This is a genomic window from Nannocystis bainbridge, from assembly GCF_028368995.1.
Taxonomy (GTDB): domain Bacteria; phylum Myxococcota_A; class Polyangia; order Nannocystales; family Nannocystaceae; genus Nannocystis; species Nannocystis bainbridge.
The window spans coordinates 160,636-185,396 of the sequence record NZ_JAQNDL010000001.1 but is presented as its reverse complement, the minus strand read 5'-3'; the positions used below and the strand labels follow the sequence as shown (position 1 = coordinate 185,396).

Sequence of the window (24,761 nt, the reverse complement as noted above, 5' to 3'; positions counted from 1 at the left end):
CGGCCGGCGCGGTCCGGTCGCGACGAAGCCCGGCGGCGCGGAGGCGGCCGGGCTTCGCGGGGGCGCGCGATCAGTTGGAGGCGAAGGTCGGCAGCTCGACGCGGGGGCCGAGGGTGAGCTCGACGTGGCCGAGGCCGTGGAACTGCTCGCCGTCGATGACGGGATTCAGGACCTCGCCGTCCTCGGCGGTGATGCGCACGCGGCGGGCCCGGTCGTCGTAGACCTTGCGGCCGAGGATCGGGGTCCCGAGCACGATGTTGGGGACGTTGGCGACGACGCCGATCGGGGTGGTGTCGAGGGCCTGGAAGTGGAGCACGCCGCCCTCGCGGGCGTGGCGGAAGCAGCGGACGACGCCGGCCAGGTTGATGTCGATCGCGCCGACCTGCATGGAGGCGAAGCTGGCGAACGGGAGCTCGCGGCCGTCGACCTCGACGCGGGCGCGCGTGGGCCGGAAGAACTCGCTGGCGTTGCTGCGCATCTCGTCGGGGATGAAGCGCTGCAGCGGCGGGGCCAGGTTGCTGGCGAGGGCGCTGACGAGGGCTCCGCCGGCGGCGGCGCCGATGACCCCGGCGATGGCGAGCGCGCCGCGCTCCTTGGGCAGGGCGTAGAAGCGGTCGAAGAACGCCTGGGCGACGCCGCCGAGGGCCGCGGCCAGGCCGATGCGCTCGAACGCGGGGGCGGACGAGCTGTCCGAAAGGTCCTGTCCGATCGGCCTGCCGACGATCTTGCAGGTGTCGATGGTGACGGTCGGGATCGTCTCGCCGCGCTCGAGCCGGCCGACGAGGCGGCGCACGATCGAGTCGGCGTCGCCCTTGAGGCCGGCCTTGCGGGCGACGAAGTCGACGGTGCCGCCGTTGGTCGGGACGACGATCGGGAGGCGGGCCGCGCCGTGTTGGCGGGCGTCGGCGTGCAGCGTGTTGAGGACCCAGTGGAGGGTGCCGTCGCCGCCGTCGCACACGAAGTAGCGGCAGCCGGCCTCACGCAGGTTACGAATCGCCTTCGGCAGCTCGTCGAGCCGGCGGGTCTCGACGACCGCGCCGTAGCGTCCGACGGCCTGCTCGAGGGCGCGCCGACGCTGCGGCCGGCGATAGTTCTTCTTCGAGTTGGGGTTGGTGATGATGCCGACGTCCATTGCGACCTCGAAGTGCCGAGGGATGACGATACGCGCCCCGATCGGGGGCGACAAATTCTGACGCAGCGCTGCCGAGCACGCCGTGCAGCGCGACGCGGGCGGTGTGCAATCGAATGCGCAGTGCGTCACTCGAGCCGCGCGGCGCAGCGGCGATGGAACATCGATCTCGCGGCGTGCTCCGCCGGCGACGCGCCTGGCTGCGCAGGACGGTGCGCACGGCGATCACGGCGCTCGTGAGCGAAGGTCCGTCGCCGCGGCGCCCGCAAGCCCGCGGGCCCGGGCCGATCCCCCGGCGGCGGACGAGCTGCGCAGTGATGCGCGCCCGCGGGCAGCGGCGGATCCTGTCCCCAGAGTCAGGCGCCGAAGCCGGCGGGGGGGCCGCCCGCCGCCCGGCTGACGAGGCTGGCCTTGAGGACATGTCTGAGCGAGCATGTCCTGACAGTCGAGCTCCGGGGCGCGAGAGTCAGGCTCTCCGAGGTAATCCAGGCCGAGCAGAGTATGTCCGAGAGGACATGTCCCCTGGGACCTCCCGCCGATCTGCGGGCGTGTGGCTCTGCGAGACCCGCCGGGTCAGGACTCTTCGCCCGCGAGGTGGCGGCGAAACGCGGCCACCGCGACGGCGGCCCGCTCGCGCACGTCGGGGTCCGGGTCGTCGCTCGCCATCGCGGTCATCAGCGGCACGAACTCCGGCCAGGCGGGGTAGGCCGCGGCCGCGAGCGCCTTGCCGCGGAGCGACGGATCGGCGTCCGCCAGCAAGCGGGAGAACACGGCGAACACATGCGGTTCGAACGCCGGCGGGGCGAGCACCCCGAGCGCGGCGATCACCGGGAAGGCCCGCGCTGCGTCCGGATCGGCGGCCAGCGCGATGAGCAAGGTGGCGAGCGAGAGACCGTCGAGCTCGTCGATCGCCCGGGTGGTCAGGCTCGCCTCCTCCTCGCCGTCGAGGATGAGGTAGGCGAGCCCGGCGAAGCGATCCTCGAGCCGGTGCAGCCGGGTGGCGCCGTCGCGGCTGGCCCAGATGACCTCCTCGGGGTTGGCGTCGCTCTCGGGGACCTTGTCGTAGAAGACGAGCCCGTGGTCCGCCGCGAAGCAGGAGACCTTCCAGCGGGTGACGCGATCCTCGATGACGATGCGGGGCATGGCACGCCTTGAGCGGAGGGATGCGAGCGCGGCGGTGGCTGTCCTGGAGGACCTGGTCCGGAGGGCATGTCCCCGAGGGCATGCCCTGGAGGACCTGTCCCGCGGGGCTACTGCTTCTTGCGCGCGAACCAGGCGCGCACGCCGGCGAACAGGCCGACGATCGCCAGGACGATGAACTTGCCGCCCTTGGCGAGGAGGGCGAACAGGCCGGCCTTGACGGCCAGCTTGCCGGCGATGAGGCCGCCGATGCCGTAGGCGGCGACGGTGTCGATGTCGGGGTTGAAGTCGCTGTAGCGGTTGCCGTCGTCGAAGTCGACCAGGCCGTAGATCTTCTCCATCTCGGGCCGGATCTCGGGCAGCTGGGTCATGCCCGACACGGCGTTGAGCTCGAGCACGCCCTTGCGGCCGAGCACGCGCACGGCGTAGTTGAGCGAGTTCTCGCCGCCCTCGTCGCCGCCGAGCTCCTTGGCCCAGTAGAGGCTGTGGCGGGCCTGGTCGTAGCGCGGCGGCTCGGCCCAGCCGACCAGGTGCATCGAGGGGAAGCCCATGGCCTTGCGCGACTCGTTCTCCTTGGCGGTCGCTTCTTTCATCTGCGCCAGCAGCTCGTCGTAGTCGATGCTGGCGGCGTCGGCGTCGTCGACGTGGCCCTCCTCGACGTAGGAGACGACGACGCCCCAGCCGCGCGGGTCGGCCGGGCTCAGCTTGGCCGGCACGATCATGCCGAGCGGCTGCTCGCCGGGCGGGTTGTGCCAGGCCTCCTCGATGACGAGGCGGGCGTCGGCGGGCCCGAGGAAGCGGTAGTCCTGGCCGAGGCGGAGGGTGGCGAGGCCGTCGCCGACCTTGATGTCACCTGTCTGATAGGTCAGCTTGCCGTCGAACTCGGCGGTCATGAGGATCGCCAGCGCCTCGGCGACCAGCTGGTCGTCGGCGCTCAGCGGCTCGCCGCGGTCGATCTTGCCGGCGAGCGCCTGGATCCCGGCCTCGTCGATCTGGGCCAGCTTGTCCTGCTGGGCCGGGCTGAGCGCGTCCCAGCCGGGCGGGGGCGCGTCGCCCTGCGGCGCGGCGGCGCTGTTCCCGTCCTCGAACACGGTGGCGCGGGCGGTGAGCGGGGCGCCGGCCAGGAGCGCTCCGAGGACGAGGGCGACGTGCTTCATCGCCGCAGGCTAGCACCGGGCTCAACGGGCCGATAGAGGTCAGGGCCGGGCCGCGACGGCGCCGGCGAGCAGCTCGGCGATCTGGTTCTGGAGATCGCGCGCCTGCGGGGCGGCGAACACGTCGAGGTCGTTGAAGAGGATGGCGAAGGCGAGCGGCGGGCGTCCGACGGCGCCGGCGTAGCCGGAGAGGGTGGAGACGCCGTCGAGCGAGCCGGTCTTGGCGCGCACGAACCGGGCGGCGCGGCCCTCCTGCATGCGCGAACGCAGGGTGCCGTCGACGCCGGCGATCGGCAGCGAGGCGAGGAAGTCGGCGCCGTAGCGGAAGTCGCGGTGGACGGCGACGAGCAGCTGCACGAGCTGGGCGGCGCTGATCCGGTTGGCGTCGTAGAGGCCGGAGCCGTTGTTGTAGACGAAGCCGTCGACGCCGACGCCGAGGCCGGCGAGCCAGGTGCGGACGCGCGCGAGGCCGCCGGCGAAGCTGGCCGGGCTGTGGTCGTCCAGGCTCTTGAGGATGTGCTCGGCGACGTAGTTGTTGGACAGCTTGTTGACGCTGCGGACGAGCACGCTGAGCGGCTCGCTGCGGACGAGGGCCAGGCGCTCGCTGTCCTCGGGGACAGCTTCGAGCTTGACCGCGCTGCGCCCGAGGCCGACGCCGCGCTGCTTGAGGACCAGGCGGAACACCTCGCCGGCGTACTCGGACGGGCGCGCGACCGGGTAGCGGTACTCGGCGGGGGCGGCGTCCTTGCCGATCGTGCCGTCGACGGCGATCTCGACCACGCCGGCGTCGGTGGTGCCGATGGCGAGCTTGAGCTGGTTGCGCGCGCCGGTGGCGGTGGTGGCGGTGTTGGCCTTGAGCTTGAGCGAGGGGACCGGCGGATCGATGGCCACGATCGCGGGGTCGCCCTCGCCGGCGCCGGGGCGCGCGAGGACCACGTAGGTGCCGAAGTTGACGGCCGTGGCGCCGCCGGGGGCGCGGAAGGAGGCCAGCTCGTCCTTTTGATCGAAGAGCGGCGGCAGCTCGTCGCGATCGTAGGCGGTGCTGTCCAGCACGAGGCCGCCGGTGACCTTGGTGATGCCGAGCGCGCGCAAGTCGCTGGCCAATTGATAGAGGTCGGCGGTGACGAGCGAGGGGTCGCCGCCGCCCTTGAGGTAGAGGTCGCCGTCGACGGTGTGACCCTTGAGCGCGCCCTTCTTGGTGTAGACGCGGGTGACGTAGCGGTGCTCGGGACCCAGCAGCGACAGCGCGGCAGCGGTGGTGACGAGCTTGATGTTGCTGGCGGGGTTGAGGCCGAGGTCGGGGTTCTTCTCGTAGAGGCGAGCGCCGGTGGCCATGTCGACGACGAGCAGGCTGACGCGCGCGCGGGCCAGGAATTTGGCCTGCAGCAGGAGGTCGATCTGGGCCGCGAGGTCGGCAGGGGCGGCGGCAGGTGCGGAGTCAGCGACCGGGGCCGCGGCCGACGTGGGCGGAGCGAGGCAGCACACGCCGAGCGCGAGGGCGAGGGCGAGGCGCTGGCCGGACGAGGGGCGCACCGGGCCAGGCTACGTGATTTGCCGGGCGCAGGTCCAATTTGCGTCGCACGGCGCGCCGAGGCCGGCTCCAGCTCGGGGTGCGCGGGCGGCCGTCTTCGTCGCCGCCGGCCCGGGGATCTTCGGTATGCTGATGACCTCGGCAGGAGCGTTCATGACGGTCGCGCGGAGCTTGCGGTGGATCGGGTTCGGGTTGGGGCTGTGCGTCGCGTGGCCGCGCGCCTTCGCCGGGCCGCCAGAGCTGGCCGCAGAGGCCCGCACGTTGCCGATGGCGCTGCGCGATCGGTCGCTCACGGTCGCGCACAAGGCGTACACGCTGCACGGGATCCCGGTGCGCGGGGCGTTCGCGACGGTGCTGTCCGACAAGACAGGTGAACGCGAGGTCGCGTCGGCGCGGCCGCTCGCGGGTCCGCAGCTGCGGCCGGACGAGGCGCGGATCGAGGTCGGCGAGGCGGAGGAGCTGGCGGCCGCGCACGCGCACGCGGAGGGGCCCGAGGAGCCGGGCAAGCTGGTCTACAAGCTGATCCTCGGCGAGCCGGTGCTGGCCTACGAGGTCGACCTGCCGCTGCAGTGGGACCCGGAGCCGAGCAAGAAGACGATCTGGGTGTCGGCCAGCTCGGGCATCGTGCTCGACGAGTGGGAGCACGTGCGGTCGTCGCGGGCGCGGGTGTTCCAGACCAATCCGGCGTCGACGCCGGTGCCGGTCGAGGTCGAGCTGGCGGGGATCCACGCGACGGGGCCAGGACAGCCGCTCGAGGGCGACCGGATCCGCTCGTTCAACTGCACGCTCGAGGCGCCGACCGAGGACGAGATCCAGCCGTGGTGGGCCGAGGGCAAGTGCTACGCGGTCCACCGCGCGGTGTCGGACGACAACGGCGATTACTTCCTGCCGCTGCCCGACGTCATCTTCCCCGAGGACAACGCGGACGACGACGACCTCTACGCCGAGCTGTCGATGTACTACCACGCGGAGCGCTTCATCGACGAGATGCGGCGGTTCGGGGTCGACGCGTTCAAGTGCGCGCTGTCGACGATGCTCGCCAACTACCGCACGACCGAGCTCTCGACGGCCTACCCGGACCTCGACTACACGCCGCTCAACAATGCCTACTGGACCAACACGTGCGACCCGGAGAAGGGGCCGACGATGATCTTCGGCCAGGGCGCGGCGGTCGATTTCGGCTACGACGGCGACGTGGTCTATCACGAGCTCGGCCACGGGATGGTGTCGCTGCTGACGCCGAACGGGCTCGGCGACCGGACGCTGCGCAGCGACGGCGTGCTCAACGACGCCGGCGGGATCAACGAGGCGATCGCCGACTACTTCTCGGTGATCCTCACCAACGAGCCGCTGCTCGGCGACTACGTGGCCCGCTTCTGGCCGGGCTACGGCAACGCGATCCGCAACGCCGAGAACACCAAGCGCTGCCCGGACAACACCGTCGGCCAGGTGCACAACGACGGCGAGCCGTTCATGGGCGCGATGTGGGCGGCCCGCAAGCGGATCGGGCGCGAGAAGATGGACCCGGTGGTGTTCGAGCTGCTGCCGCGCTTGCCGAGCGACGCGGACCTCGAGACGGCGAGCTTGACGGTGCTCGACATCGCCGAGGAGGCGCTGGCGCGCGGCGAGTGGACAGAGGCCGACATCGATCAGCTGGTCCGCAGCTTCGATGCGCGCGGGCTGTACGACTGCCCGCGCGTCCACGTCGATCCGGCGAAGGTGGCCGGCGGGGCGTCGCTGTACCTGCGCGGCAAGACGACCGGGGTCACGCCGTTCTTCCCGGGGCCGATGCAGCTGCGCCACGAGGTGCCGGCCGGCAGCGACAACGTGATCGTGCGCTTCCGCCTCGGCGGCGACGCGGGGCCGCCGGGCAACCCGACCGGGGTGGCGGTGCTGCTCAAGCGGGCCGACGAGCCGATCGAGTTCAAGTACACGCTGACGGCGGTCGACAGGAACCCCGACGGCTCGAGCAAGGGGGCGGTGCGCGAGGTGATCCAGGTGTCGGGCGACTGGGATCATCAGCTGGTGGCGAGCCGCCTCGGCGAGTCGGACAATCAATTGGTGCTGCGCGGGTTCCGGCCCGGCGAGGTGGTCCACGTGGCGCTGGCCAACCTGACGACCGGCGAGCAGGTCGCCAGCGGGACCTCGATCGTCAGCGTGCCGCCGGAGTTCCTCGACGAGGGCACGGTGACGGTCGAGATCGGGCCGCCGGAGGTGGTGACCGACGGGCAAGGGGTGGACGAGTCGGAGGTCCACACGTCCGATCCCGCAGCCAGCTGCGCCTGCCGCAGCGACGGCGCACCGGCGCCGCTGGCGGTGCTGGCCCTGCTCGCGCTGCGGCGCGGGCGGAGGCGGCGCTAGCGGATGCCTGGCCTGCGGGACAGGTTGTCGACGATCTGGAACACGCTGCTGCCGCTGGCGCTGGTGGTGCTGATCGTCGGGCCGTCGCTGCCGAAGGCGGCGCTCGGCGAGGTGCCGTCGAAGCTGGCGCAGTGGCAGAAGAAGATCAGCGTGGTCCAGACGTGGAACATGTACGCGCCCGATCCGACGCGGGCGCACACGTACCTCGCGGTGTACGCCGAGTTCGAGGACGGCCGCCGCGTGGCGCTGCCCGAGGCGGCGCAGGCGTCCGCGGGCTGGGGCACGACCTGGGCGTGGCAGAAGACGCGGGTCGACATCTGGCGCTACTACGCGGTCCTGAACCCCGACAAGCCCAACAACAACCGCACGTGGTACCTGCGCTCGCTGTGCGTGCGCGAGGCGCTGGCCGGGGCCGAGCCACCGCGCCGGATCGTGGCCGAACGGGTGCGCCGCCGCTTCACGCCGCCCGACCGGGTGCGGACCGGCAAGCCGGGGCTGGGGCCGGTCGAGCGCAAGCCGCTGGCGACGATCGACTGCAAGAGCTGGCCGGTGCGCGACATGCTGGCCGACGCGCAGGCGCGACATGGCTGAAGGAGCAGGTCCGGAGGGACAGGGCGAGGCCGACGGGCGGGCGCAGGCGGCGGCGCTGGTCGTGGGCGCGGCCGGCGGGGCGGATGGCCTGACGGAAGGGACAGGTCCGGAGGGACAGGTCGTTTCGGACGGCGGCGCGGGGCGCGGGGCCGAGGAGCGCGGGCCGTCCGGAGTGGCCGATGGGACAGGTCCAGAGGGACAGGTTTCGAAGGACAGGCGCGGGCGGCTGGCCCGGCTGCGCGACGGCCTGCTGACGGGACAGGAAGATCCGGCGGCGCTCGGGCTGCTGCGGATCGGGCTGGTGGCGGTGTTCCTCGCCAGCCTGCTGTCGCACGTCGGAGCGGTGGCGGAGTACTTCTCGAGCGCGGCGCCGCTGGCCGGGCAGTACGCGCGCCAGGCGTTCCCGACCCGCTGGTCGCTGTTCTTCACGATCGACGATCCGCTGGCGGTGCAGGCGATCTTCGCCGTCGGGGTGGTGGCGCACGTCTTGTGGCTGGTGGGGCTGTTCACGCGCGCAGCGGCGCTGTTCAGCGCGCTGGTGTGGGTCAGCATGATCGGCCGCAACCCGCTGCTCTACGCGATGCCGGATCAGCTGCACTCGGCGCTGATCGTGTGGCTGGCGCTGATGCCGAGCGGCCGCGGGCTCAGCCTCGACGCGCGCTGGCGCGGCAAGGGCGGGCCGGTGCCGGTGTGGTGCCGGCGGATCGTGCAGCTGCAGCTGGCGGTGATGTACACGTGCACGGGGCTGGCGAAGCACGGGGCGACGTGGAAGACCGACGGGACGGCGATCTACTTCTCGCTGGTGAGCCCGTACAACCGCCACTTCGATCTGTCGCGCACGCTGGCGCTGCTGCAGCCGTACGTGCTGCGGCCGATCACGTGGCTGGTGCTGGTGTGGGAGGTCGGGTTCGCCGGGTTCGTGCTGACGCACTGGCTGCGCGAGCGCTGGCGCCGGCTGCCCGATCTGCGGTGGCTGTTCCTCGGCTGGGGCGTGGCGATGCACGTCGGCATCCAGCTGATGATGTACGTCGAGTGGTTCACGCCGCTGACGCTGGCCAGCTACCTGGCGTTCCTGCGCCCGGACGAGGTGCGGCGGCTGCTGCGGCGGTTCGCGCGGGCGTGAGCGCAGGCGCGGCGTGGCCGAGCACGTGGGCGCCGGTCCGCGCGGCGAGGCTCTGAAGCGACGTGGGCGCGAGGGGCGGCGGCCACCGGATGTGTACGAGAGAGCATGCTCGAAGGAGCATGTCCGAACGAGCATGTCCGGGTGAACATGCTCGTTCGGGCATGCCTCAAGGGGCAGGCGGTGCGGCGGACTCGGCGGGCTCGGGCTCGCCGGCGTCGGGCTGGGCGCGGCGCCAGGCCTCCTCGGCGGCCAGGCGCTCGCGCGGGTGGTGGATGACGCCGACCACGTCGCCGCGGCAGCGCGGGCAGACCTGGTCGCCGGCGGCCAGCGATGCGCCGCAGCGCGGCTCGGAGCAGCGGGACTCGCGGAGGAAGCGGCCGAGGATCAGGCCGCTGACGCCGAGGCCGAGCGCGATCATGGGGATCGTGCCGGCGTTGAGCTGGAGGCCGCCCTTCATGCCGGCGACGACGCCGCCGAGCATGAGCGCGCCCATGCCGAGGGTGCGGCCGAGCCGGGCGGCCATGCTGCGCTCGACGCGGAACACGGGCTTGCCGGCGTTGACGCCGGCGACGCCGATCTCCTCGTCGCGTCGGGCCTCGGGGGCGGCGTCGGGATCGTCGGTGAAGGGGATGGTGAGCGCGGCGAGGTCGGGCGCGGGCGGCCACTGCTCGGGCGCCGGCAGGCCGAGCTGCGCAGCGACCGGCGGCTCGGCGCGGTCGAGGGCGGCGTACGCGTGGCGCAGAAAGGCGGCCTGGTTGGCCTGCAAGAGCTTGCCGATCCGCTGCCGCTCGGCCCGCGGGAGGCCGCGCGCGTGCAGCTGGGCGGCGAGGAGGAAGCAGAGCGACTGCGGCGAGAGCACGCCGAGCCGGGCGGGGGTGCGCCGGGTCTGCATCGGTCCGGCGGCGGTGCGGGTGGTGTAGCGCAGGGCGGCGTCGGCCGTGAGCACGCCGAAGCCGAGGTAGACGCCGGTGAGGTCGATGCGCGGGTCGAAGGCGTCGGTGGTGGGGAGGCCGAAGTGGCGGCGATAGACGTGGGCGACCACGCGCGCGGCGGCGGCGACGATGGTGTGCGGGTCGATCATGGCGGAGCTCTCGGCGCCGACCTTGACGAGGTCGCGCTCGAGCGCGGCGAGCCAGACGACGAGGTCGTGGCCGCGCGGCGAGCTGGGCTTGCCGAGGACCTCGCCGCGATGCGAGGGGTCGGCGTCGTAGATGACGACCTCGACCCGCAGCTGGCCGAGGCCGGCGTAGCCGAGCAGCCGCCGCACGAGCCGGCGCAGGCTGCCCTCACCGGCCTGCCAGCGATCGGGGAAGAAGCGGGCGCTGGGCTCGACGAGCGGCGCGACGAGCAGCGGGGCCGGGCCGCGCGCCTTGACGAGGGCGGTCAGCTGGTCGAGCAGCGTGCGGCGCTCGTCCAGGGGCGGCAACATCAGGCCGTCGTCGTCTCGCTCGGTCGACACGGCGTGGAGGTGTAGCACAGGCGCCTGTACGCCTGACGAGCGGGGCGCGCGGCCTGCAGGAGCAGCCGAGGCGGACGGGCGACCGCTCCACTCCAGGATGGTTTCTTCGTTTGAGAAGGGTGGTCGGCGTCGCTCGTCGCGTCGCCGGAGTGAGCGGCGTCGCTGGCGAGGTCGTCGCGCGGCGCTGCGTCACGTCGCGTCGCGGGCTCGGCTGCGTCGCCGGGAGCGAGGGCAGGATGGCGAGCGTGTCGGCACGGTGCGTCGACGGGGAGCTCGGGGGCGCGAGGTCAAGTCCGCGGCGGCACGGACGGGGATGTCCTCGGGGACAGGTTGATGCGATGCCTCCCGCGCCGGGACGCGGGCCTGTCTCTTCGGACAGGCCCGCGTCCCGGCGGCGGGGCTGTCCTCGCGGACAGGCGATCGCGGGCCCGCGGGCGAGCGGGCGCTCAGCCCTTGGACTTGCCGCTCGGCGGAGCGCCTGCCGGCGGCTGGGCGTCGGCGGGGGGCTTGGCAGCGGGCTGTCCTTTGGGACTGGTAGCCTCGGGCTTGGCGGCGGGCTGTCCCTGGGGACTGGTGGCCTCGGTCTTGGCGGCGGGCTGTCCCTTGGGACTGGTGGTGCCTTTGGCGGCGGGCGGGTCCTGCGGCTTTCCGGGCGGGTTCGTGGCCTTGCCGGAGGGCTGGCCCGCGCCGCTCGGGGTCGGCTCCACGGGTTGATTCTTGGTCTTGGCGGGCGCCTTGGCCGGCTGTCCCTTGGGACCTGTCGGCGGCGCGAGCTCGGGCTCGGGTTCGGGCTCCGGCTCGGGCGCTGCGGGCGGCTCGGGCGGGGCCTCGAACTCTTCGGGCAGGGCGGCCTCTTCCGGCGGCGGCGGCACGTAGGGTCCGGGTACGGCCGGGAACACCTTGCTCTCGCCGCCGAGCACGTGCTCGAGCAGGAGCGGCTCGCCGCCGGTTCGGCGGGCGCGCAGGACCACGACGGCGCGCTCGCCCTCGCCGAGGCCGGTGGGGATGCCGGTGACGCGGTTGCGTTCGCCGGGCCGCAGCGCGACCTTGCGGACGATCGTGCGCGCGCCGGCGGCGTCCTGGCGGAGGACCAGAACCACCGCGTCGACGAGGCCGGGCGGGACCACGAAGTCGAGGTTGCCGGCGGTCGCATCGAACCGGAGCTCGGGCCAGGTCGGCCAGATCCAGTCGAGCAGCGAGCGGGTCACCTCGATCGCGCGCGGGGCCAGGTGGACGAACTGCTCGCGGTAGACGGCCTCGTCGACGTAGGGGCGGACGCGGCCGTCGTCGTCGGTGTCGAAGGCGGCCAGCGGGCGGCCGGTGCCGCTCTGGATGTAGCCGCGCGTCGCCGGCCACGGGTGCAGGCGGGCGCCCTCGAGCTCGGCGGGGTCGAGGCGGCTGCCCTGCAGCAGCTCGGCGGCGGCGGCCTCGGGCGTGAGGTCGTCGGCGAGGAAGCGCGCGGCCGGGACGGTGGCCTCGGACAGGAAGCGGCGGGCGGTGAAGGTCGCCAGGCCCTCGTAACCTGTCCCTTCGGGCATGACCAATGCGCCAGGCTCCTTGCTCGCCGCGGCGCCGCCGAACAGGTGCTCGGCGAGCGAGGCGGCCAGCGGGATCCCGCGCGCCTGGGCGACGGCGTCGGCGGTCGGGCGGCCGGGCAGGGCGCTGCGGCCGAAGGCGAGGCGGGCCAGCTCGGCGAACGGCAGGCCGCGATCGCCGGGGTTGGGCGACAGCGGGCTGAAGAAGCCGCTGACGTCGCCGCGGGCGTGGGCCGGCACGGCGAGGTCCTGGACGACGTGGAGCAGGGCGCCGAGGCCGACCAGCGCCAGCGCGAGGTGGTGGGCCCGCGCCTGCGCGTCGGGCAGGGTCGAGGACAGCTCGAGGTGGCGCCACATCTGCGGCGGGGCCAGCGGGTCGGTCTCGTCGCGCAAAAACGAGATGACCGAAGGGCCCTGTCCCGAGAAACCTGTTTGTGTGGCCAGGGCCGCGGTCGAGCCGCCGTTGTGCCGGACCTGGCGCAGGCGCAGCAGGCCGGGCCGGGCCTGCGGGTCGCTGAAGTCGCGGCGCAGCGGGTCGTCGCGGTCGACGAAGTGGTGGACGGCGCGGGCCGAGGGCACGAGCTCGGCGAGCACGCCGACCTGCAACCACTGCAGCGCGGGCAGCTCCCACAGGTCGCCCTGGACGCAGTAGCGCTGGGTCTCGATCGGGGCGCCGAGGCCGGGGCAGGCGCCCGGGCCGCCGAGCGCCTCGAGGCCGCCGTGCTGCAGGGCCGCCGTCAGCATGCGCCGCTCGGATGCCGTGAGGCGCCGCGGGTCGACGCGCAGCGGAGTGAAGAGGCCGCGCTGGAGCTCGCTGGCGGCCATCCATCGCAGGTGCAGGGCGCTCTCGACGAGCGCGCGGTCGACCATGCCGAGGTGGGTCGCGCGGGCGTCCCAGGCGGCCGCGGGGGCGGGCACGGCGAAGACGGCGAGGGCGGCGGCGAGGGTCGAGCGGCGCAGCCAGCCGCGCAGGCCGGAGCGGGCTGTCCCGGGGGACAGGTCGGCGGCGACCGGGCTGGCCTCGGGGCCAGGGTCTTTGCGCCCTGTCCTCAGGGACAGGCGGTGCAGCCAGGAGGAGCGTTCGGCGGTCATGGGCGCTTGCCCTTCCCGGCCGGCTGGCCTGGCGCGGGGGAGGTGGTCGTGGCGCCCGGGCCCTTCGAGCCGGTGCCGCCGGTGGTGGGACCTGACTCGGGGGACATGGTCGAATTGCCCTGTCCCTTGGGACTGGCGACGCCGGCGGGGTTGCTGGCGCCAGCGCCGGTCGGGGCGGCGGGCCTTCCGGGGACGGCGCCGCTGGGGACGCTGGGCTGGTCCGGGGCGGCGGGAGCGGCCGGTGCCGCGCCGGCGTTGGGATCGGCGACCGCCTTGAGGCGATCGAGGTTGCGGTAGACGTGCTTGGCGAGGATCAGCGCGGTGTCGAGGTCGTGGCACTGCTGGTCGCCGCAGGTCAGCAGCACGCCGATCTTCTGCTGGCGGTCGACGAAGCCGATCGCGTGCACGCCGTCGGCGGTGGTGCTCCACGTCTCCGGGGTGATGTCGCCGGCCGGCTTGACCTTGCCGAAGGTCTCCTGGATGGTCGCCGCGACCGGATCCATGCCGCCGGGCGGGGCGCTCCACACCCGCAGCGCGAGGTCGTGGCGCTCGTCGCTGTCGGTCGCCTGCAGGTGGACGCCGTGGTAGAAGCCCGTCCGCTTGAGATCGGCGAGGTCCTTGACCTCGAAGGCCTCGGTGTAGCCGGTGCGCTGGCGGACCTCGTCGGGGGTGAGCAGGCCGCTGGCGTCGAGCACCTCGGCGACCACCGGCGCGGTCGCCTGGCCCGGCTCGTCCTCCTCGATCACGACGGCCGGTCCCCCGGCGCCGCCGAGGGCGCGGAACAGGTCGAGGTTGGCGATCTCGGCCTCCCAGCGCACGGCCTTGTGCAGCGGCCGCGGCGGGGCGAGGAACAGCAGGTGCTCGGCGTGCGAGTCGCTGTTCTGCCACTTGCGCAGCTCGACCCGGTTGTGACGCACGGTGAAGTCGGAGCGCGGGCCGCCGATCGCCACGGTGTCGGAGCGGTAGCCGGCGTAGCCCCGCTTGTAGACGATGAGGTAGGCGTCGACGAGCCGCGCGGTCGAGGCCCGCACCGTCAGCTTGGCCGGCGGGATCCGGTAGCGGCCCGCGGCGTCGGTGGTGACGCTGGTCGTTTCCGAGCCCCACGGGCCGATGAAGCCGTCGCCGCGGTCGTAGGCCCACACGGCGACCACGGTGGCCTCGGCGATCGGCTCGCTGGTGGCGGCGTCGACGACCTGGCCGTCGAACGGGCCGAGCAGCGAGGCGTCGGTGACGACGTCGCGCGCGCCGGCGAAGTTGGCCGGGCGCACGATCGGGGCGCAGGCCGCCAGCAGCGGGGCGGTCAGCGCGAGGGCGACGGCCAGGACGGCACGCGCGAGGCGTGATCCGCGGGCGGGAGGCGATCCGGGGCCGCGAGGCCGTGAAACCACGGGTCCGGGGTCCCGGCCGCGGCCGACTCGCGAGCACGAGGCGCGCGGCGAGGGCTGCAGGGGCCGACCTGCGGGCGTTGACGACTGCTCGGGCCCGGCGGGCGACGGCGACGAGCCTGACTGTGCAATGGCGACGCTCAATTGACGCGGTCCGAGCCGGACGGGTACCCTGGCGGGGCGAATAGCGGGCGAGCGCGGGTCTATCCCACGCGAGCGACCCTGGCAAGCCTTCTCCAGGCACGACGCCGATGACGGAGTGGATCCCCTGTCCCGCCTGTGGCACCGAACACGCCCCAGAGGCCGTCGCGTGCGAGATCTGCGGTTATCGCCTGACGCCGCCGGCGCCAGTGAGCGCACTCCCGAAGTGCGCGCGCTGCGGGCAGCCGCTCGGCGCTGGCTTCGAGTTCTGCCAGATCTGCGGCCTCCGCGTGCACTCTCGCCGGCCGCGTCCCACCACCCAGAGCATGAAGCTGATCCCGCGGCGCTTGCTCGACGGGACGGGCGAGGTGGAGCCGGCACGACCTGCGATACCCGATCCGGGGCCGCGTTCTTCCGCGGTCGAACCGGCCGCGGAGGCGGAGGCAGGGATCGTCCCGGCGAGCCCGGCGCCGCAACCGGACGCACCTGTCCCGAACGCCAGCCCGGCCGAGGTCGCGGCCGAGAGCAGCACGCCGGCCGGCCGCGTCGAGGCGGCTGACGGCGGCTCGTGGGGCCAGGCCCGCGTGATCCCGCGGGGGAGCAGCGAGGACGGGGCGCCGGTGCCCCGCGACACCCCAGGCCCGGGCGACACGGCGCGCATGGGTCAGGCGACGCCGGCGGCCGAGCAGGCGTCGGTGGCGGTGAGCGGCTCGCCAGACGGGCCGTCGTGGTCGGCGCCGATGGCGAGGCTGGCGGTCGAGTCTTCGCGCCGCTCGTCGGGGGCGGCGCCGCTGCGGATCGTGCTGGTGAAGCGCGACGGCTCGGAGGGCGAGTCGGTGGCGCTGCGCGGGGCGCTGACGATCGGCCGCAAGCAGGGCGACCTGATGTTCCCGAGCGACGAGTTCCTGAGCCCGGCCCACGCCCGCCTCGAGCCGGCGGCCGGCGGGGGCGTGCGCCTGGGCGATCTGGGATCGCGCAACGGGGTCTATGTCCGGATCTCGCGGCCGGAACCGGTGTTTCCGGGCGATCTCTTCCTGGTCGGTCATCATTTACTGCGGCTCGAGAACCTGCCCCCGGGCGCCCGCGAGCAAGAGCTCGACGACGCGTCGACGCGCCTGTTCGGCACGCCGATGCAGCCGGCGTGGGGCCGGCTGACGCTGATCGGGGTCGGCGGGGCCGAAGCCGAGGTCCACTGCCTGCGCGCGCCGCAGATCGTGTTCGGACGCGAGCTCGGCGACATCATCTTCCCCACCGACCCCTTCGTCAGCTGGCAACACGCGCAGCTGGCGATGGAGCTGCGCGGAGACGCGATGACGGTGCTGCTGACCGACCTCCGCTCGGCCAACGGGACCTATCTCCGGATCCGCGGGGATGTCATCCTTCAACCTGGCGATATGTTCCGGGTCGGGGACCAGATCTTCCGGGTGAGGATGCACTGAGGTGGCGCAGCTCGAGGTGTTCGCAAGGACCGAGGTGGGTTGCGTCCGCAAGCGCAACGAGGACCACTTCGTGGTCCAGAACCTCAAGACCGCGGAGCGCGGGCTGCTGCCGCACCAGCGCGTGCAACCGCTGACGTCGCACGGGACGCTGATCTCGGTGTGCGACGGGATGGGCGGGGCGGCGGCCGGCGACGTGGCGTCGGCGATCGCGGTCGACGTGCTGGCGGCGGTGGTCCAGGCGAGGGCGCCGTTCGCCAGCACGGCCGCAGCGCAGGACGTGATGCACGAGGCGATCACGGCGGTGAACGACAAGATCCGCGCCGCAGCGGTCGAGGATCCGGCGCGTCACGGGATGGGCACGACGCTGACCGCGGCCCTGGCCTTCGGGCCAGAATTGCTGATCGGCCACGTCGGTGACTCGCGGGCGTACATCCGCCGCGGCCGGGCGCTGACGCAGCTCACGACCGATCACAGCGTTGTCGGTCAGCTGATCGCGGCCGGCCGCCTGCGCCCCGACCAGGCCCGCGACTACGAGCACCGCAACGTGCTGCTGCAAGCGCTCGGGGTCCAGCCGCGCGTGGGCCCCGAGTTCGACGTGGTCCAACTGCGCGCCGGCGACGTGCTGCTGCTGTGCAGCGACGGCCTGACCGGGCCCGTCACCGACGAGCAGATCCTGGGGCTGATGCTCCGCTACGAAGACCCGCTGCGCTGCTGCCGGGCGCTGACCGAGGCGGCCTGCGCGGCGGGCGGCCCCGACAACGTGACGGTGGCGATCGCCCGCTTCTCCGGCGAGGGGCTCGAGCTGCCCCACGGGCGCGAAGAGGTGGCGGTGCACCGCGTGCAACTGGCGGTGTGAGCCGCGGCGGCGAGGCGCCGCGCGGAGGCCGGCGCGAGTGGCCGACGGGCGATGTGCGTGCATGCTGAGGTGGTGACCGACGACGACCGGTTCCTCGCGCGCGCGCTCGAGCTCGCCTGCACCAACGTGTGCGCCGGCGGGCGGCCGTACGGGGCGGTGGTGGTGCGCGCGGGGCAGATCGTGGCCGAGGGGGTGAACGAGCTGCACCTGCGACCCGACCCCTCGGCCCACGCGGAGATGCTGGCGCTGCGCTCGGCCGGCGCGGCGCTCGGGCGCGCGAAGCTCGACGACTGCACGGTGTACGCGAGCGGGCAGCCGTGCCCGATGTGCCTGGCGGCGCTGCACCTGGCGAGCGTGCGCCGGGTGATGTTCGCGTACAGCAACGGGGACGGCGAGCCGTACGGGTTCACGACGGCGCCGCTGTACCGCCAAATGGCGCTGCCGCTGGCGGAGCAGCAGCTCGAGATCGTGCAGGGCGAGCCGTCGCTGTGGCCGGAGAACCCGTTCGCGCTGGCGTCGCGGCGCTGCTAGGCTGGACCGGTGAACGACGCGGTGCTCGTGACCGGCGGGGCCGGGTTCATCGGCTCGCACACGGTCGCGGCGCTGCGAGCGGCCGGCCGGCGAGTGGTGGTGCTGGACGACTTCAGCACCGGGCGGCGCGAGAACCTGTCCGAATGGGCAGGCGATCCGCAGGTCGCGGTGGTCGAGGGCGACGTGCGCGGCGCGGTGGAGCCCGCGCTGGCCGGGCTCGGGCCGTTCGCGGCGGTGGTCCACCTGGCAGCCCAGACTTCGGTGGTGCGCTCGCTCGCGGCGCCGATCGACGACCTCGACGTCAATCTGCGCGCGACGACGCGGCTGCTGCTGTGGGCGGCCGCCGCGGGGGCGCGCCGGTTCGTGTTCGCGTCGTCGGCGGCGGTCTACGGCGAGCCGCGCCGGGTGCCGGTGGCGGAGAGCGAGCCGACGGCGCCGCTGTCGCCGTACGGGGCGGCCAAGCGCGCGGCCGAGCTGTACCTCGGCTGCCTGGGGCCGCTGCACGGGGTGCAGACGGTGTGCCTGCGCCTGTTCAACGTGTACGGGCCGCGACAAGATCCGGCGAGCCCGTACTCGGGGGTGGTGGCGACGTTCCTGGCCCGGGCCCGCCGCGGCGAGCCGCTGACGATCTTCGGCGACGGCAGTCAGACGCGCGACCTGATCTACGTGGGCGACGTGGCCCGGGCGATCCACCTGGCGGTCGAGACCGATCTCGTCTCCAGGACGGGAGATGTCCCGGGGGACATGTCCGGCGGGCCGCCCGAGCCGGCGGGGCTCAACATCGGCACCGGGCGCGAGCTGGCGATCGTCGACCTGGCAGCAGCGGCGCAGCGCGCCTGCGGGGCGGAAGGCGCGGGCGTCAGGTTCGCGCCGGCGCGGGCGGGGGAGATCGCGCGCTCGGCCGCGCTGACGCAGGCTGCCGCTGCGTCGCTGGGGTTCCGCGCGGAGGTCGAGCTCGACGAGGGGCTGCGGCGCACCGCGGCCTGGCTGGCGACGCAGGGGTGAGGCCCGCGGGGGCGACTCAACAAGCTGGCGCGGAGGACATGCTCTTCAAGGCATGTCCGATAGGACATGCGTGATGACAGCGTGCGGTCCGAGCGGCCGCTCGCTCGCAGATGGCGCTCAGGACATGTCTTTTTGAACATGCCCGAGCGGACAGCTCACCACTCCTCGTAGACGCTGGGCAGCACCTGGTCGGGCAGCTCGTCGCAGTCGAGGACGCGCGGCACGAGCTCGGCGGCGCGGGTGGCGGCCTCGTCGGAGAGGTCGTCGACGAGCGGGAGGGCGAGGCGGCCGAGGCGGCCGAACACGTCGGCGCGGGCGCGCAGGACCTCGATCAGGTCGTCCTCGTCGCGCAGGACGCCCTCGACCGAGAGGATGGTCCACGAGGGGGGCAGCGGCGCGGCGCCCAGGGCGTCGAGCAGCGCCACCAGATCGTCGGAGCCGGAGAGATAAACGTGCTGAAGCGCGGGGGCTCGCAGGGCGCGCAGGGCGAGCACGATGTCTTCGACCGGCGCGGGCTCGTCGTCGCGGCTGAGGCACAGCACGAGCCGCTCGAGGGCCGGGAATTCGCAGCCCGCAAGCCCGTCGAGGACCTCGGCCGGCAGCGGGTCGCCGAGCAGATGCAGGTGCTTGAGGCGGGCGTGATGACAGGACTCGAGCTCCGGCGCGCCGGCGACGTAGGCCGACTCGAGCGCGGGCAAGGAGCGCAGGATGTGGTCGAGCCGCCCGGGGCTGTTGTCGCGCTGGCGCGTGATCGTCTGGAAGGGGGCGTCGAAGATGAAGCTGCGCACCCGCGGGAGCGGCTGCTCGCTCAGCGCGTCGGTCAGCTCGTCGCCGGGGTTGGCCGGGTCGCACACGACGTGGAGGCTGACGGCGCTGCGCGCGTCGACGGCCTGGGCCAGGACCTTGCAACGGACGCGCACGCCGTGGTCGTCGGTGAACACGCAGCGGAGCCGGTGATGCTCGGCGTCCCACTCGAACAGCCCCTCGCCGGCGTCGCGCTGGCCTTGGTCGAGGACGACGTGCTTGCTGTTGACCGCGTAGCCCTCGCGACGCATGCGCTTCAGGACGTAGTCGAGGTGCGAGCGCGCCTCGAGGTCGTCGTCGAAGGACTGGACGACGCTGTCCTCGCCCTCGCCGGTGACGAGGTCGCAACCGTCGTGGACGATGCGGATGGTGTCATACCCACGGGTGAGGAGGTGCTCGGTGGCCACGCGCGCGCAGCCTATCGCAGATCGCGGGCCGGTGCGGCGAATGCTTCAGCGATCGTCGCGCCGAGATCGGCGCCGGGGCACGACGGCCGCTTCAGGGGCCGCGCTGACGCCGGTGCAAAGCGGCGCCGACGAGGCCGGCGAGCAAGAGCATGAGGACGCCGGCCCCGAGGTGCGAGGGCAGCGTGTGATCGAGGCCGGTGATGACGCAGTGCCAGGTGGTGGTGACGATCCCGACGAGGGCGATCGCAGCGGCCAGCCACAGCGCGCCAGCGCTGCGCCGCCGCTGGACGAAGGCCCCGCTGACGGCGCAGATGGCCAGCACCAGGGCGCCGGCCGCGAGCGTGAGGGAGGCGCAGCCGATCTGGTAGATCGGGTGGTCTTCCATTCCTGTTGGATAGGACATGTCGAAGAGGGCAGGTCCGGCGGCGACGAGGACGGCGACGACGGCGGCGACGAGGCCGAGAGCGATCCGGGCGGCGCGCCCCGGGAACCACAAGCCGAGGCCGAGGGCGGGCAAGGCGAACAGCGCGAGGCCCCAGACGAAGGCTTGCAGCGCGAGGATCCAGGCCGGCTGGGCCCACAGGTCGTCGCGCGCGCCGGTGGCGAGGAGGCCGACGAGCGGGATCGCGGCAGCGAGCAGCCAGGCCGGACGGAAGTGCTGCAGGCGCTCGCGCCGGCGCTCGGCGAGGTCGCCGGCGATCAGGCTCTTGGCGTCGACCGCGGTCACGCGCGACCTCCGGAAGCGGTGCGAGGAGCGGTCAAGCACCACCTCGCGCGAGCAGGAGCAGCAGGGCGCGCAGCGACGGGGTCAGCCAGCGCGCGAGGGCCTTGTAAGCGCGATGGGCCCGGACGCGCACGGCGCCCTCGCGGATCCGCAGGCGAGCGGCGATCTCCGCCATGCTCAGGCCCTGGAACTTGTGGAGCTCGACGATCTCGCGTTGACCGGCGGGCAACTGGGCGAGCGCGTCGCGCACCCGCGAGGCGATCTCCTGCGCCTCGGCCTCGCCGATCTCCAGCTCCTCGGCGGTCGGCAGGTCGGAGGGGATCTCGGCCAGGCGGTCGCGCTCGCCGCCGTCGGGCTCGCCGGGGTCGCGGCGGCGGCGCTCGCGGACCTGGGCACGCAGGTGGTCGACCGCGAGGTTGCGCGCGATCGTGAAGTACCAGGCCTGCACGGCGCCGTCGGGGCTGGCGCCCTGGACCTGGAAGCGGGACCGGGCGAGGTGGGCCTTGAGCCAGGTCGCCTGGACCAGGTCATCGGCGGCGGCGCTGTCGCGGACGAGGTGCACGAGGAAGGCGGTGAGGCGGGGGAGGAGGGCGGCATGCAGCGCGGCGAAGGCCCGCGCGTCGCCGTCGAGGTAGCCCTCCATGAGGAGGTGGAGGCCCGGCGGGGCGCTGCGGCCCGGGCTCGGGCCGCGACCTGGGGCGCCGGCGGGGCCGGTCACGCCAGGGTCTCGTCGGCCGACAACGTGACGACCTCGGCCGGAGTTACGCCGTGGAGGCGGCGGTGCGTCAGCGCGGGCAGGTCGCTGCGGACGCGCTGGAGCAGGTCGGCGCGCAGCCAGGTGAGGGCCAGGCCCTCGCCGCGCGAGACCTGGGCGATCACGGCGCCCCAGGGATCGACGGCGAGGCTGTGGCCGAAGCTGTGGCGGCCGTGGCCGTGGGGCCCGTACTGGGCCGGGGCGAGCACGTAGGCCTGGTTCTCGATGGCGCGCGCGCGCAGGAGCGGCTCCCAGTGGTCGATGCCGGTGAGGAGGGTGAAGGCGGAGGGGACGACGAGGATCTCGGCGCCCGCCGCGGAGAGCGCGCGGTAGAGCTCGGGGAAGCGGAGGTCGTAGCAGATGCTGAGGCCGATCTTGCCGAACGGCGCCGCGAGCACGTGCGGAGTCTCGCCCGCGAGGATGATGTCGGACTCGGAGGCGCGCGAACCGTCCGGCAAGGTGGCGTCGAAGCGGTGGATCTTGCGGTAGACCGCGACCACGCGGCCGGCGAACACGGCGACCAGAGTGTTGTAGAACTTGCCGTCGCCGCCCGTGGGCGGCAGCTCGGGCAGGCCGCCGAGGATGATCACCGCGGCGGGGTACTCGTGAGAGAGCGACAGGAACGGCCGCAGCACCGGCGGCGGGTCACCGCGGAGATCGCCGCCCGGGCCGAGGGCGCTCAGGTCGACCGCCCAGGGCCGGCGATCGAGGCCGGGCGGGGCGACGGCCCAGAAATTTTCCGGCAACACGACGAGCTCGGCGCCGTGCGCCAGCGCTTCGCGCGTGAGTTCGGCGGCGCGGGCCAGGCTGGGGACCGGATCGGCCCCGCTGCCGAGCTGGATCAGGGCGGCGCAAAGGTCTCGCACCGGGCGATGGTAGCGAGAAAACGCCCGCCGCCAAGCCTCCCGGGGCCCCTGACTCCAGGGCGGGCCCCTCCGGGGGGTCCAGGTCCTCACGCCCCGGCAAGGGGGTTGCTCGCCTTCAAGCGCCGTGCTACAGGCCCGGCCAGCAAATTGCCTTTCGCAAGCGAGCAGGCAACTGGCCCAGCTCGCTTTTTTGTTTGTCTCGACTCCACGCGCATGGCCACAAGGCGCCCGACACACAACTCCCGCTCGAAAGTCCCGCCGCAGCCCGCGGTGGTCGACGACGTTGCCGGCACCGAGTCCGAGCACGACGCCGCGGGGCATGAGGTCCACGAGGGCGCGGTGCGGCTGCTCGAGGCGGCGATCGAGCCGGTGGCGCGGGCGATGGGCTTCGAGATCGTGCTCACCGAGTGGGCCGGCGGTCGCGGCGGTCGCATCGCCCGCGTGTACCTCGACCACCCCAACGGCGTGACCCTGGACGACTGCTCGCGCATGGCCGGGGTCCTGAGCAACGCGCTCGACGCCGCCGAGGCCGACCCGGAGACCCCGGAGCTGACGGCCCTGCTGTCGCTGCCGTACACGCTCGAGGTCAGCTCGCCCGGCGTCGACCGGCCGCTGGCACGCCTCAGCCACTTCGCCCGCCACGTCGGCGGGCGGGCGGTGGTCCGCACGTTCCACCCGCTCGCGGGCCAGGGCAGCGCCGACCAGCGGACCTTTCACGGGCGGATCGTCGGCACCGAGGTCGACCCCGCCGCTCCTGACGACGATCGCCGCGGCACGGTGCTCTTGCGATCGCTCGACAGTGATACCATCTACAAGATCTCGCTCGCCGACATCCGGCGGGCCAACCTCGTGTACTCCCCCCCGAGTACGGGGGGGCACGGCTAGGACAGCAGAGGTCATCCGGTTATGGAAGAACAGCTCAACCTCAGTGCGGTGCTCGACCAGGTCTGCGACGAGAAGAAGATCTCGCGCGAGGTCCTGATCGAGACGGTCGAGCAGGCGGTCGCCACCGCCGCGAAGAAGGTCTTCGAGGACAAGGAGATCGAGGCGAGCTTCGACCCGGAGACCGGGCACGTGAACCTGTTCCAGGTGCTCTACGTGGTCGACAAGGTCACCGCGCCGCACCGCGAGATCAGCCTCGAGCAGGCCCACCGCGCCGGCCTCGAGGCCGAGATCGGCGACGAGCTCCTCTTTCAGATCTTCTATCTCGAATCCGACAAGAAGCGCGCCGAGCAGCAGGCCAAGGACTACGCCGAGATCGAGGCGCTCCAGTTCGGCCAGCACGGCTTCGGCCGCATCGCCGCCCAGACGGCCAAGCAGGTCATCATCCAGCGCGTCCGTGAGGCCGAGCGGGACAACCTGTTCGACGCCTACAAGGACAAGAAGGCCGAGCTGATGACCGGCATCGTCCGCCGGTTCGAGCGCGGCTCGATCGTGGTCGAGGTCGACAACGGCAAGGCCGAGGCGCTGCTGCCGGCGCGCGAGCAGGTGCCGCGCGAGTCGCTGCGCCCGGGCGATCGCGTGGTCGCGTTCGTCAAGGATGTCGACAAGTCGGCCCGCGGCCCGCAGATCATCCTGTCGCGGACCCACCGCGGCCTGGTCGAGAAGCTGTTCGAGCACGAGGTGCCCGAGATCTACGAGGGCATCGTCCGTATCGAGGCGTGCGCTCGCGAGCCGGGGGCCCGCAGCAAGATCGCCGTGTCGTCGCGTGACCGCGACGTCGACCCGGTCGGCGCGTGCGTCGGCATCCGCGGCAGCCGCGTCCAGGCCGTCGTGCAGGAGCTGCGCGGCGAGAAAATCGACATCGTCCCCTACAACGACGACCCGGCCCGCTTCGTGTGCAACGCGATCCAGCCGGCCACCGTGTCGCGCGTCCTCATCGACGCCGAGCGCCACACGATGGAGCTCGTGGTGCCGGACGACAAGCTCTCGCTGGCGATCGGCAAGAAGGGCCAGAACGTGCGTCTGGCCTCGCGCCTGACCGGCTGGCGCATCGACATCTACTCGGAGTCGAAGCTCAAGCAGATGGAGCGGCGCTCGCTGGCCGAGATGGCAGCGATCCCGGGCGTCGGCGACGCCGTGGCCCTGGCCATGTTCCAGATGGGCTGGCGCAACCTCCGCGACGTGGCGATCGCCGACGCCGAGGAGCTGGCGCAGGTACCGGGCGTGGGCTCGACCGAGCGCGCCGAGCAGATCATCGAGGTCGCCGACGACGCCGCTTCGGGTAAGCTCGAGCTCAACGTCAAGTATCCCGAGCCGCCGCCGGACGACAACGGCGAGGACCACTACAACAGTGACGAAGGTGACGGAGGTAGCGAGTAACATGCATGCGCCGATGCGCACTTGCGTGGGCTGCCGCGCCATCCGTCCGCAGGCTGAACTCCTGCGGACGAGGATCCTGCTCGCCGATGGTGGTGAGCAGGTGCAGGTCGTTCCGGACGAGTACATCCGGACATGTGCGAAGCGCCATGGCCTTTCGGCCAGGGGGCGCTCGGCTTACGTGTGTCCGGCGCGCTCTTGTCTCGAGCGCGCCGCCCGCCGCGGCGGCTTCGCCCGCGGCTTCGCCCGCAAGATGCCGGCGGTGAACCCCACCGCTTTGTGGAGCGCGCACGGAGATGCGCTCGCGGGCATGATCGATCTCCTGAACCGCAGCGGCAGCGCCGCTGCGCCGCGCGTCCAACGTCTCGCTGCCCTGGCGACCGCCATGCGCGCCGCGGTGGGGAGGGTTTGCTGA

21 protein-coding genes are annotated in these 24,761 nt (G+C 73.2%); 10 read left to right on the top strand and 11 right to left on the bottom strand.

Features of this window, described 5'->3' with window-relative positions; translation table 11 throughout:
* Window positions 1–70 precede the first annotated feature (70 nt).
* From POL25_RS00740 to dacB, 4 genes are all read right to left on the bottom strand, one after another.
* A complete protein-coding gene (locus tag POL25_RS00740) occupies window positions 71–1,132 on the bottom strand; it encodes a diacylglycerol/lipid kinase family protein (protein ID WP_272083719.1) in 1,062 nt (353 codons plus the stop codon).
* A gap of 570 nt (window positions 1,133–1,702) precedes the next feature.
* Window positions 1,703–2,272: a HEAT repeat domain-containing protein gene (locus POL25_RS00735; RefSeq protein ID WP_272083717.1), complete on the bottom strand. Its 570-nt coding sequence runs from the start codon at window positions 2,270–2,272 to the stop codon at window positions 1,703–1,705.
* 107 nt (window positions 2,273–2,379) lie between these two features.
* Window positions 2,380–3,426, bottom strand: coding sequence for a DUF2167 domain-containing protein (locus POL25_RS00730; protein ID WP_272083715.1), 1,047 nt, complete (start codon window positions 3,424–3,426; stop codon window positions 2,380–2,382).
* A gap of 39 nt (window positions 3,427–3,465) precedes the next feature.
* Window positions 3,466–4,956 carry a D-alanyl-D-alanine carboxypeptidase/D-alanyl-D-alanine endopeptidase gene (gene dacB / locus POL25_RS00725; RefSeq protein ID WP_272083713.1) on the bottom strand — a complete coding sequence of 497 codons (1,491 nt, stop codon included), beginning with the start codon at window positions 4,954–4,956 and terminating at the stop codon, window positions 3,466–3,468.
* Window positions 4,957–5,107: 151 nt separating this feature from the next.
* On the opposite strand from dacB, the gene POL25_RS00720 reads away from it, so the two are divergent.
* Genes POL25_RS00720 through POL25_RS00710 form a run of 3 tightly spaced genes read left to right on the top strand, consistent with a single transcriptional unit; the run spans window position 5,108 to window position 9,029 of the window.
* Window positions 5,108–7,315, top strand: a complete 2,208-nt coding sequence (locus tag POL25_RS00720; RefSeq protein ID WP_272083711.1) for a gluzincin family metallopeptidase — start codon at window positions 5,108–5,110, stop codon at window positions 7,313–7,315.
* Between the two features lie 3 nt (window positions 7,316–7,318).
* Window positions 7,319–7,906, top strand: a complete 588-nt coding sequence (locus POL25_RS00715) for a hypothetical protein (protein ID WP_272083709.1) — start codon at window positions 7,319–7,321, stop codon at window positions 7,904–7,906.
* Window positions 7,899–9,029 (top strand): HTTM domain-containing protein, encoded by a 1,131-nt coding sequence (locus tag POL25_RS00710; protein WP_272083708.1) that lies wholly within the window; start codon window positions 7,899–7,901, stop codon window positions 9,027–9,029. Before POL25_RS00715 ends, POL25_RS00710 begins: the two co-directional genes overlap by 8 nt.
* A 166-nt stretch (window positions 9,030–9,195) precedes the next feature.
* On the opposite strand, the gene POL25_RS00705 is transcribed toward POL25_RS00710, so the two are convergent.
* From POL25_RS00705 to POL25_RS00695, 3 genes are all read right to left on the bottom strand, one after another.
* Window positions 9,196–10,488, bottom strand: a complete 1,293-nt coding sequence (locus POL25_RS00705) for a hypothetical protein (protein WP_272083706.1) — start codon at window positions 10,486–10,488, stop codon at window positions 9,196–9,198.
* Between the two features lie 446 nt (window positions 10,489–10,934).
* A complete protein-coding gene (locus tag POL25_RS00700; RefSeq protein WP_272083704.1) occupies window positions 10,935–13,115 on the bottom strand; it encodes a hypothetical protein in 2,181 nt (726 codons plus the stop codon).
* Window positions 13,112–14,503: a carboxypeptidase-like regulatory domain-containing protein gene (locus POL25_RS00695; protein ID WP_272083702.1), complete on the bottom strand. Its 1,392-nt coding sequence runs from the start codon at window positions 14,501–14,503 to the stop codon at window positions 13,112–13,114. Before POL25_RS00695 ends, POL25_RS00700 begins: the two co-directional genes overlap by 4 nt.
* Before the next feature lie 248 nt (window positions 14,504–14,751).
* On the opposite strand from POL25_RS00695, the gene POL25_RS00690 reads away from it, so the two are divergent.
* From POL25_RS00690 to POL25_RS00675, 4 genes are all read left to right on the top strand, one after another.
* Window positions 14,752–16,080, top strand: coding sequence for an FHA domain-containing protein (locus POL25_RS00690; protein ID WP_272083700.1), 1,329 nt, complete (start codon window positions 14,752–14,754; stop codon window positions 16,078–16,080).
* A gap of 1 nt (window position 16,081) precedes the next feature.
* Complete coding sequence (locus POL25_RS00685; RefSeq protein ID WP_272083699.1) at window positions 16,082–16,936, top strand: PP2C family protein-serine/threonine phosphatase; 855 nt, start codon at window positions 16,082–16,084, stop codon at window positions 16,934–16,936.
* A gap of 72 nt (window positions 16,937–17,008) precedes the next feature.
* The gene (locus tag POL25_RS00680) at window positions 17,009–17,467 is read left to right on the top strand and encodes a nucleoside deaminase (RefSeq protein WP_272083697.1); all 459 of its coding nucleotides are present in this window, start codon (window positions 17,009–17,011) and stop codon (window positions 17,465–17,467) included.
* A gap of 9 nt (window positions 17,468–17,476) precedes the next feature.
* Window positions 17,477–18,472, top strand: a complete 996-nt coding sequence (locus POL25_RS00675) for an NAD-dependent epimerase/dehydratase family protein (RefSeq protein WP_272083696.1) — start codon at window positions 17,477–17,479, stop codon at window positions 18,470–18,472.
* Window positions 18,473–18,627: 155 nt separating this feature from the next.
* Here POL25_RS00675 and POL25_RS00670 read toward each other — a convergent pair whose 3' ends face one another.
* The 4 genes from POL25_RS00670 to POL25_RS00655 all read right to left on the bottom strand — a co-directional run bounded on the left by POL25_RS00670 (window position 18,628) and on the right by POL25_RS00655 (window position 22,027).
* Entirely contained in the window at window positions 18,628–19,683 is a 1,056-nt protein-coding gene (locus POL25_RS00670; protein WP_272083695.1) for a hypothetical protein, read from the bottom strand.
* Between the two features lie 91 nt (window positions 19,684–19,774).
* Window positions 19,775–20,410, bottom strand: coding sequence for a hypothetical protein (locus POL25_RS00665; RefSeq protein WP_272083693.1), 636 nt, complete (start codon window positions 20,408–20,410; stop codon window positions 19,775–19,777).
* 31 nt (window positions 20,411–20,441) lie between these two features.
* Complete coding sequence (locus POL25_RS00660) at window positions 20,442–21,125, bottom strand: RNA polymerase sigma factor (RefSeq protein WP_272083691.1); 684 nt, start codon at window positions 21,123–21,125, stop codon at window positions 20,442–20,444.
* Window positions 21,122–22,027 (bottom strand): carbon-nitrogen hydrolase family protein, encoded by a 906-nt coding sequence (locus tag POL25_RS00655; RefSeq protein WP_272083689.1) that lies wholly within the window; start codon window positions 22,025–22,027, stop codon window positions 21,122–21,124. Before POL25_RS00655 ends, POL25_RS00660 begins: the two co-directional genes overlap by 4 nt.
* Window positions 22,028–22,297: 270 nt before the next feature.
* Here POL25_RS00655 and rimP point away from each other — a divergent pair, with 270 nt between their 5' ends.
* From rimP to POL25_RS00640, 3 genes are read left to right on the top strand one after another with little or no spacing between them, the layout of a single operon-like run.
* Window positions 22,298–22,912: a ribosome maturation factor RimP gene (gene rimP, locus POL25_RS00650; protein ID WP_272083687.1), complete on the top strand. Its 615-nt coding sequence runs from the start codon at window positions 22,298–22,300 to the stop codon at window positions 22,910–22,912.
* A 21-nt stretch (window positions 22,913–22,933) separates the two neighbouring features.
* Complete coding sequence (gene nusA / locus POL25_RS00645; protein ID WP_272083685.1) at window positions 22,934–24,349, top strand: transcription termination factor NusA; 1,416 nt, start codon at window positions 22,934–22,936, stop codon at window positions 24,347–24,349.
* A 13-nt stretch (window positions 24,350–24,362) separates the two neighbouring features.
* Complete coding sequence (locus POL25_RS00640) at window positions 24,363–24,761, top strand: YlxR family protein (protein WP_272083682.1); 399 nt, start codon at window positions 24,363–24,365, stop codon at window positions 24,759–24,761.

Coding starts and splice junctions, on each gene's coding strand:
- POL25_RS00740 (WP_272083719.1), bottom strand. CDS start 1,132: ATGGACGTCGGCATCATCACCAACCCCAACTCGAAGAAGAACTATCGC.
- POL25_RS00735 (WP_272083717.1), bottom strand. CDS start 2,272: ATGCCCCGCATCGTCATCGAGGATCGCGTCACCCGCTGGAAGGTCTCC.
- POL25_RS00730 (WP_272083715.1), bottom strand. CDS start 3,426: ATGAAGCACGTCGCCCTCGTCCTCGGAGCGCTCCTGGCCGGCGCCCCG.
- POL25_RS00720 (WP_272083711.1), top strand. CDS start 5,108: ATGACGGTCGCGCGGAGCTTGCGGTGGATCGGGTTCGGGTTGGGGCTG.
- POL25_RS00715 (WP_272083709.1), top strand. CDS start 7,319: ATGCCTGGCCTGCGGGACAGGTTGTCGACGATCTGGAACACGCTGCTG.
- POL25_RS00710 (WP_272083708.1), top strand. CDS start 7,899: ATGGCTGAAGGAGCAGGTCCGGAGGGACAGGGCGAGGCCGACGGGCGG.
- POL25_RS00700 (WP_272083704.1), bottom strand. CDS start 13,115: ATGACCGCCGAACGCTCCTCCTGGCTGCACCGCCTGTCCCTGAGGACA.
- POL25_RS00690 (WP_272083700.1), top strand. CDS start 14,752: ATGACGGAGTGGATCCCCTGTCCCGCCTGTGGCACCGAACACGCCCCA.
- nusA (WP_272083685.1), top strand. CDS start 22,934: ATGGAAGAACAGCTCAACCTCAGTGCGGTGCTCGACCAGGTCTGCGAC.
- POL25_RS00640 (WP_272083682.1), top strand. CDS start 24,363: ATGCGCACTTGCGTGGGCTGCCGCGCCATCCGTCCGCAGGCTGAACTC.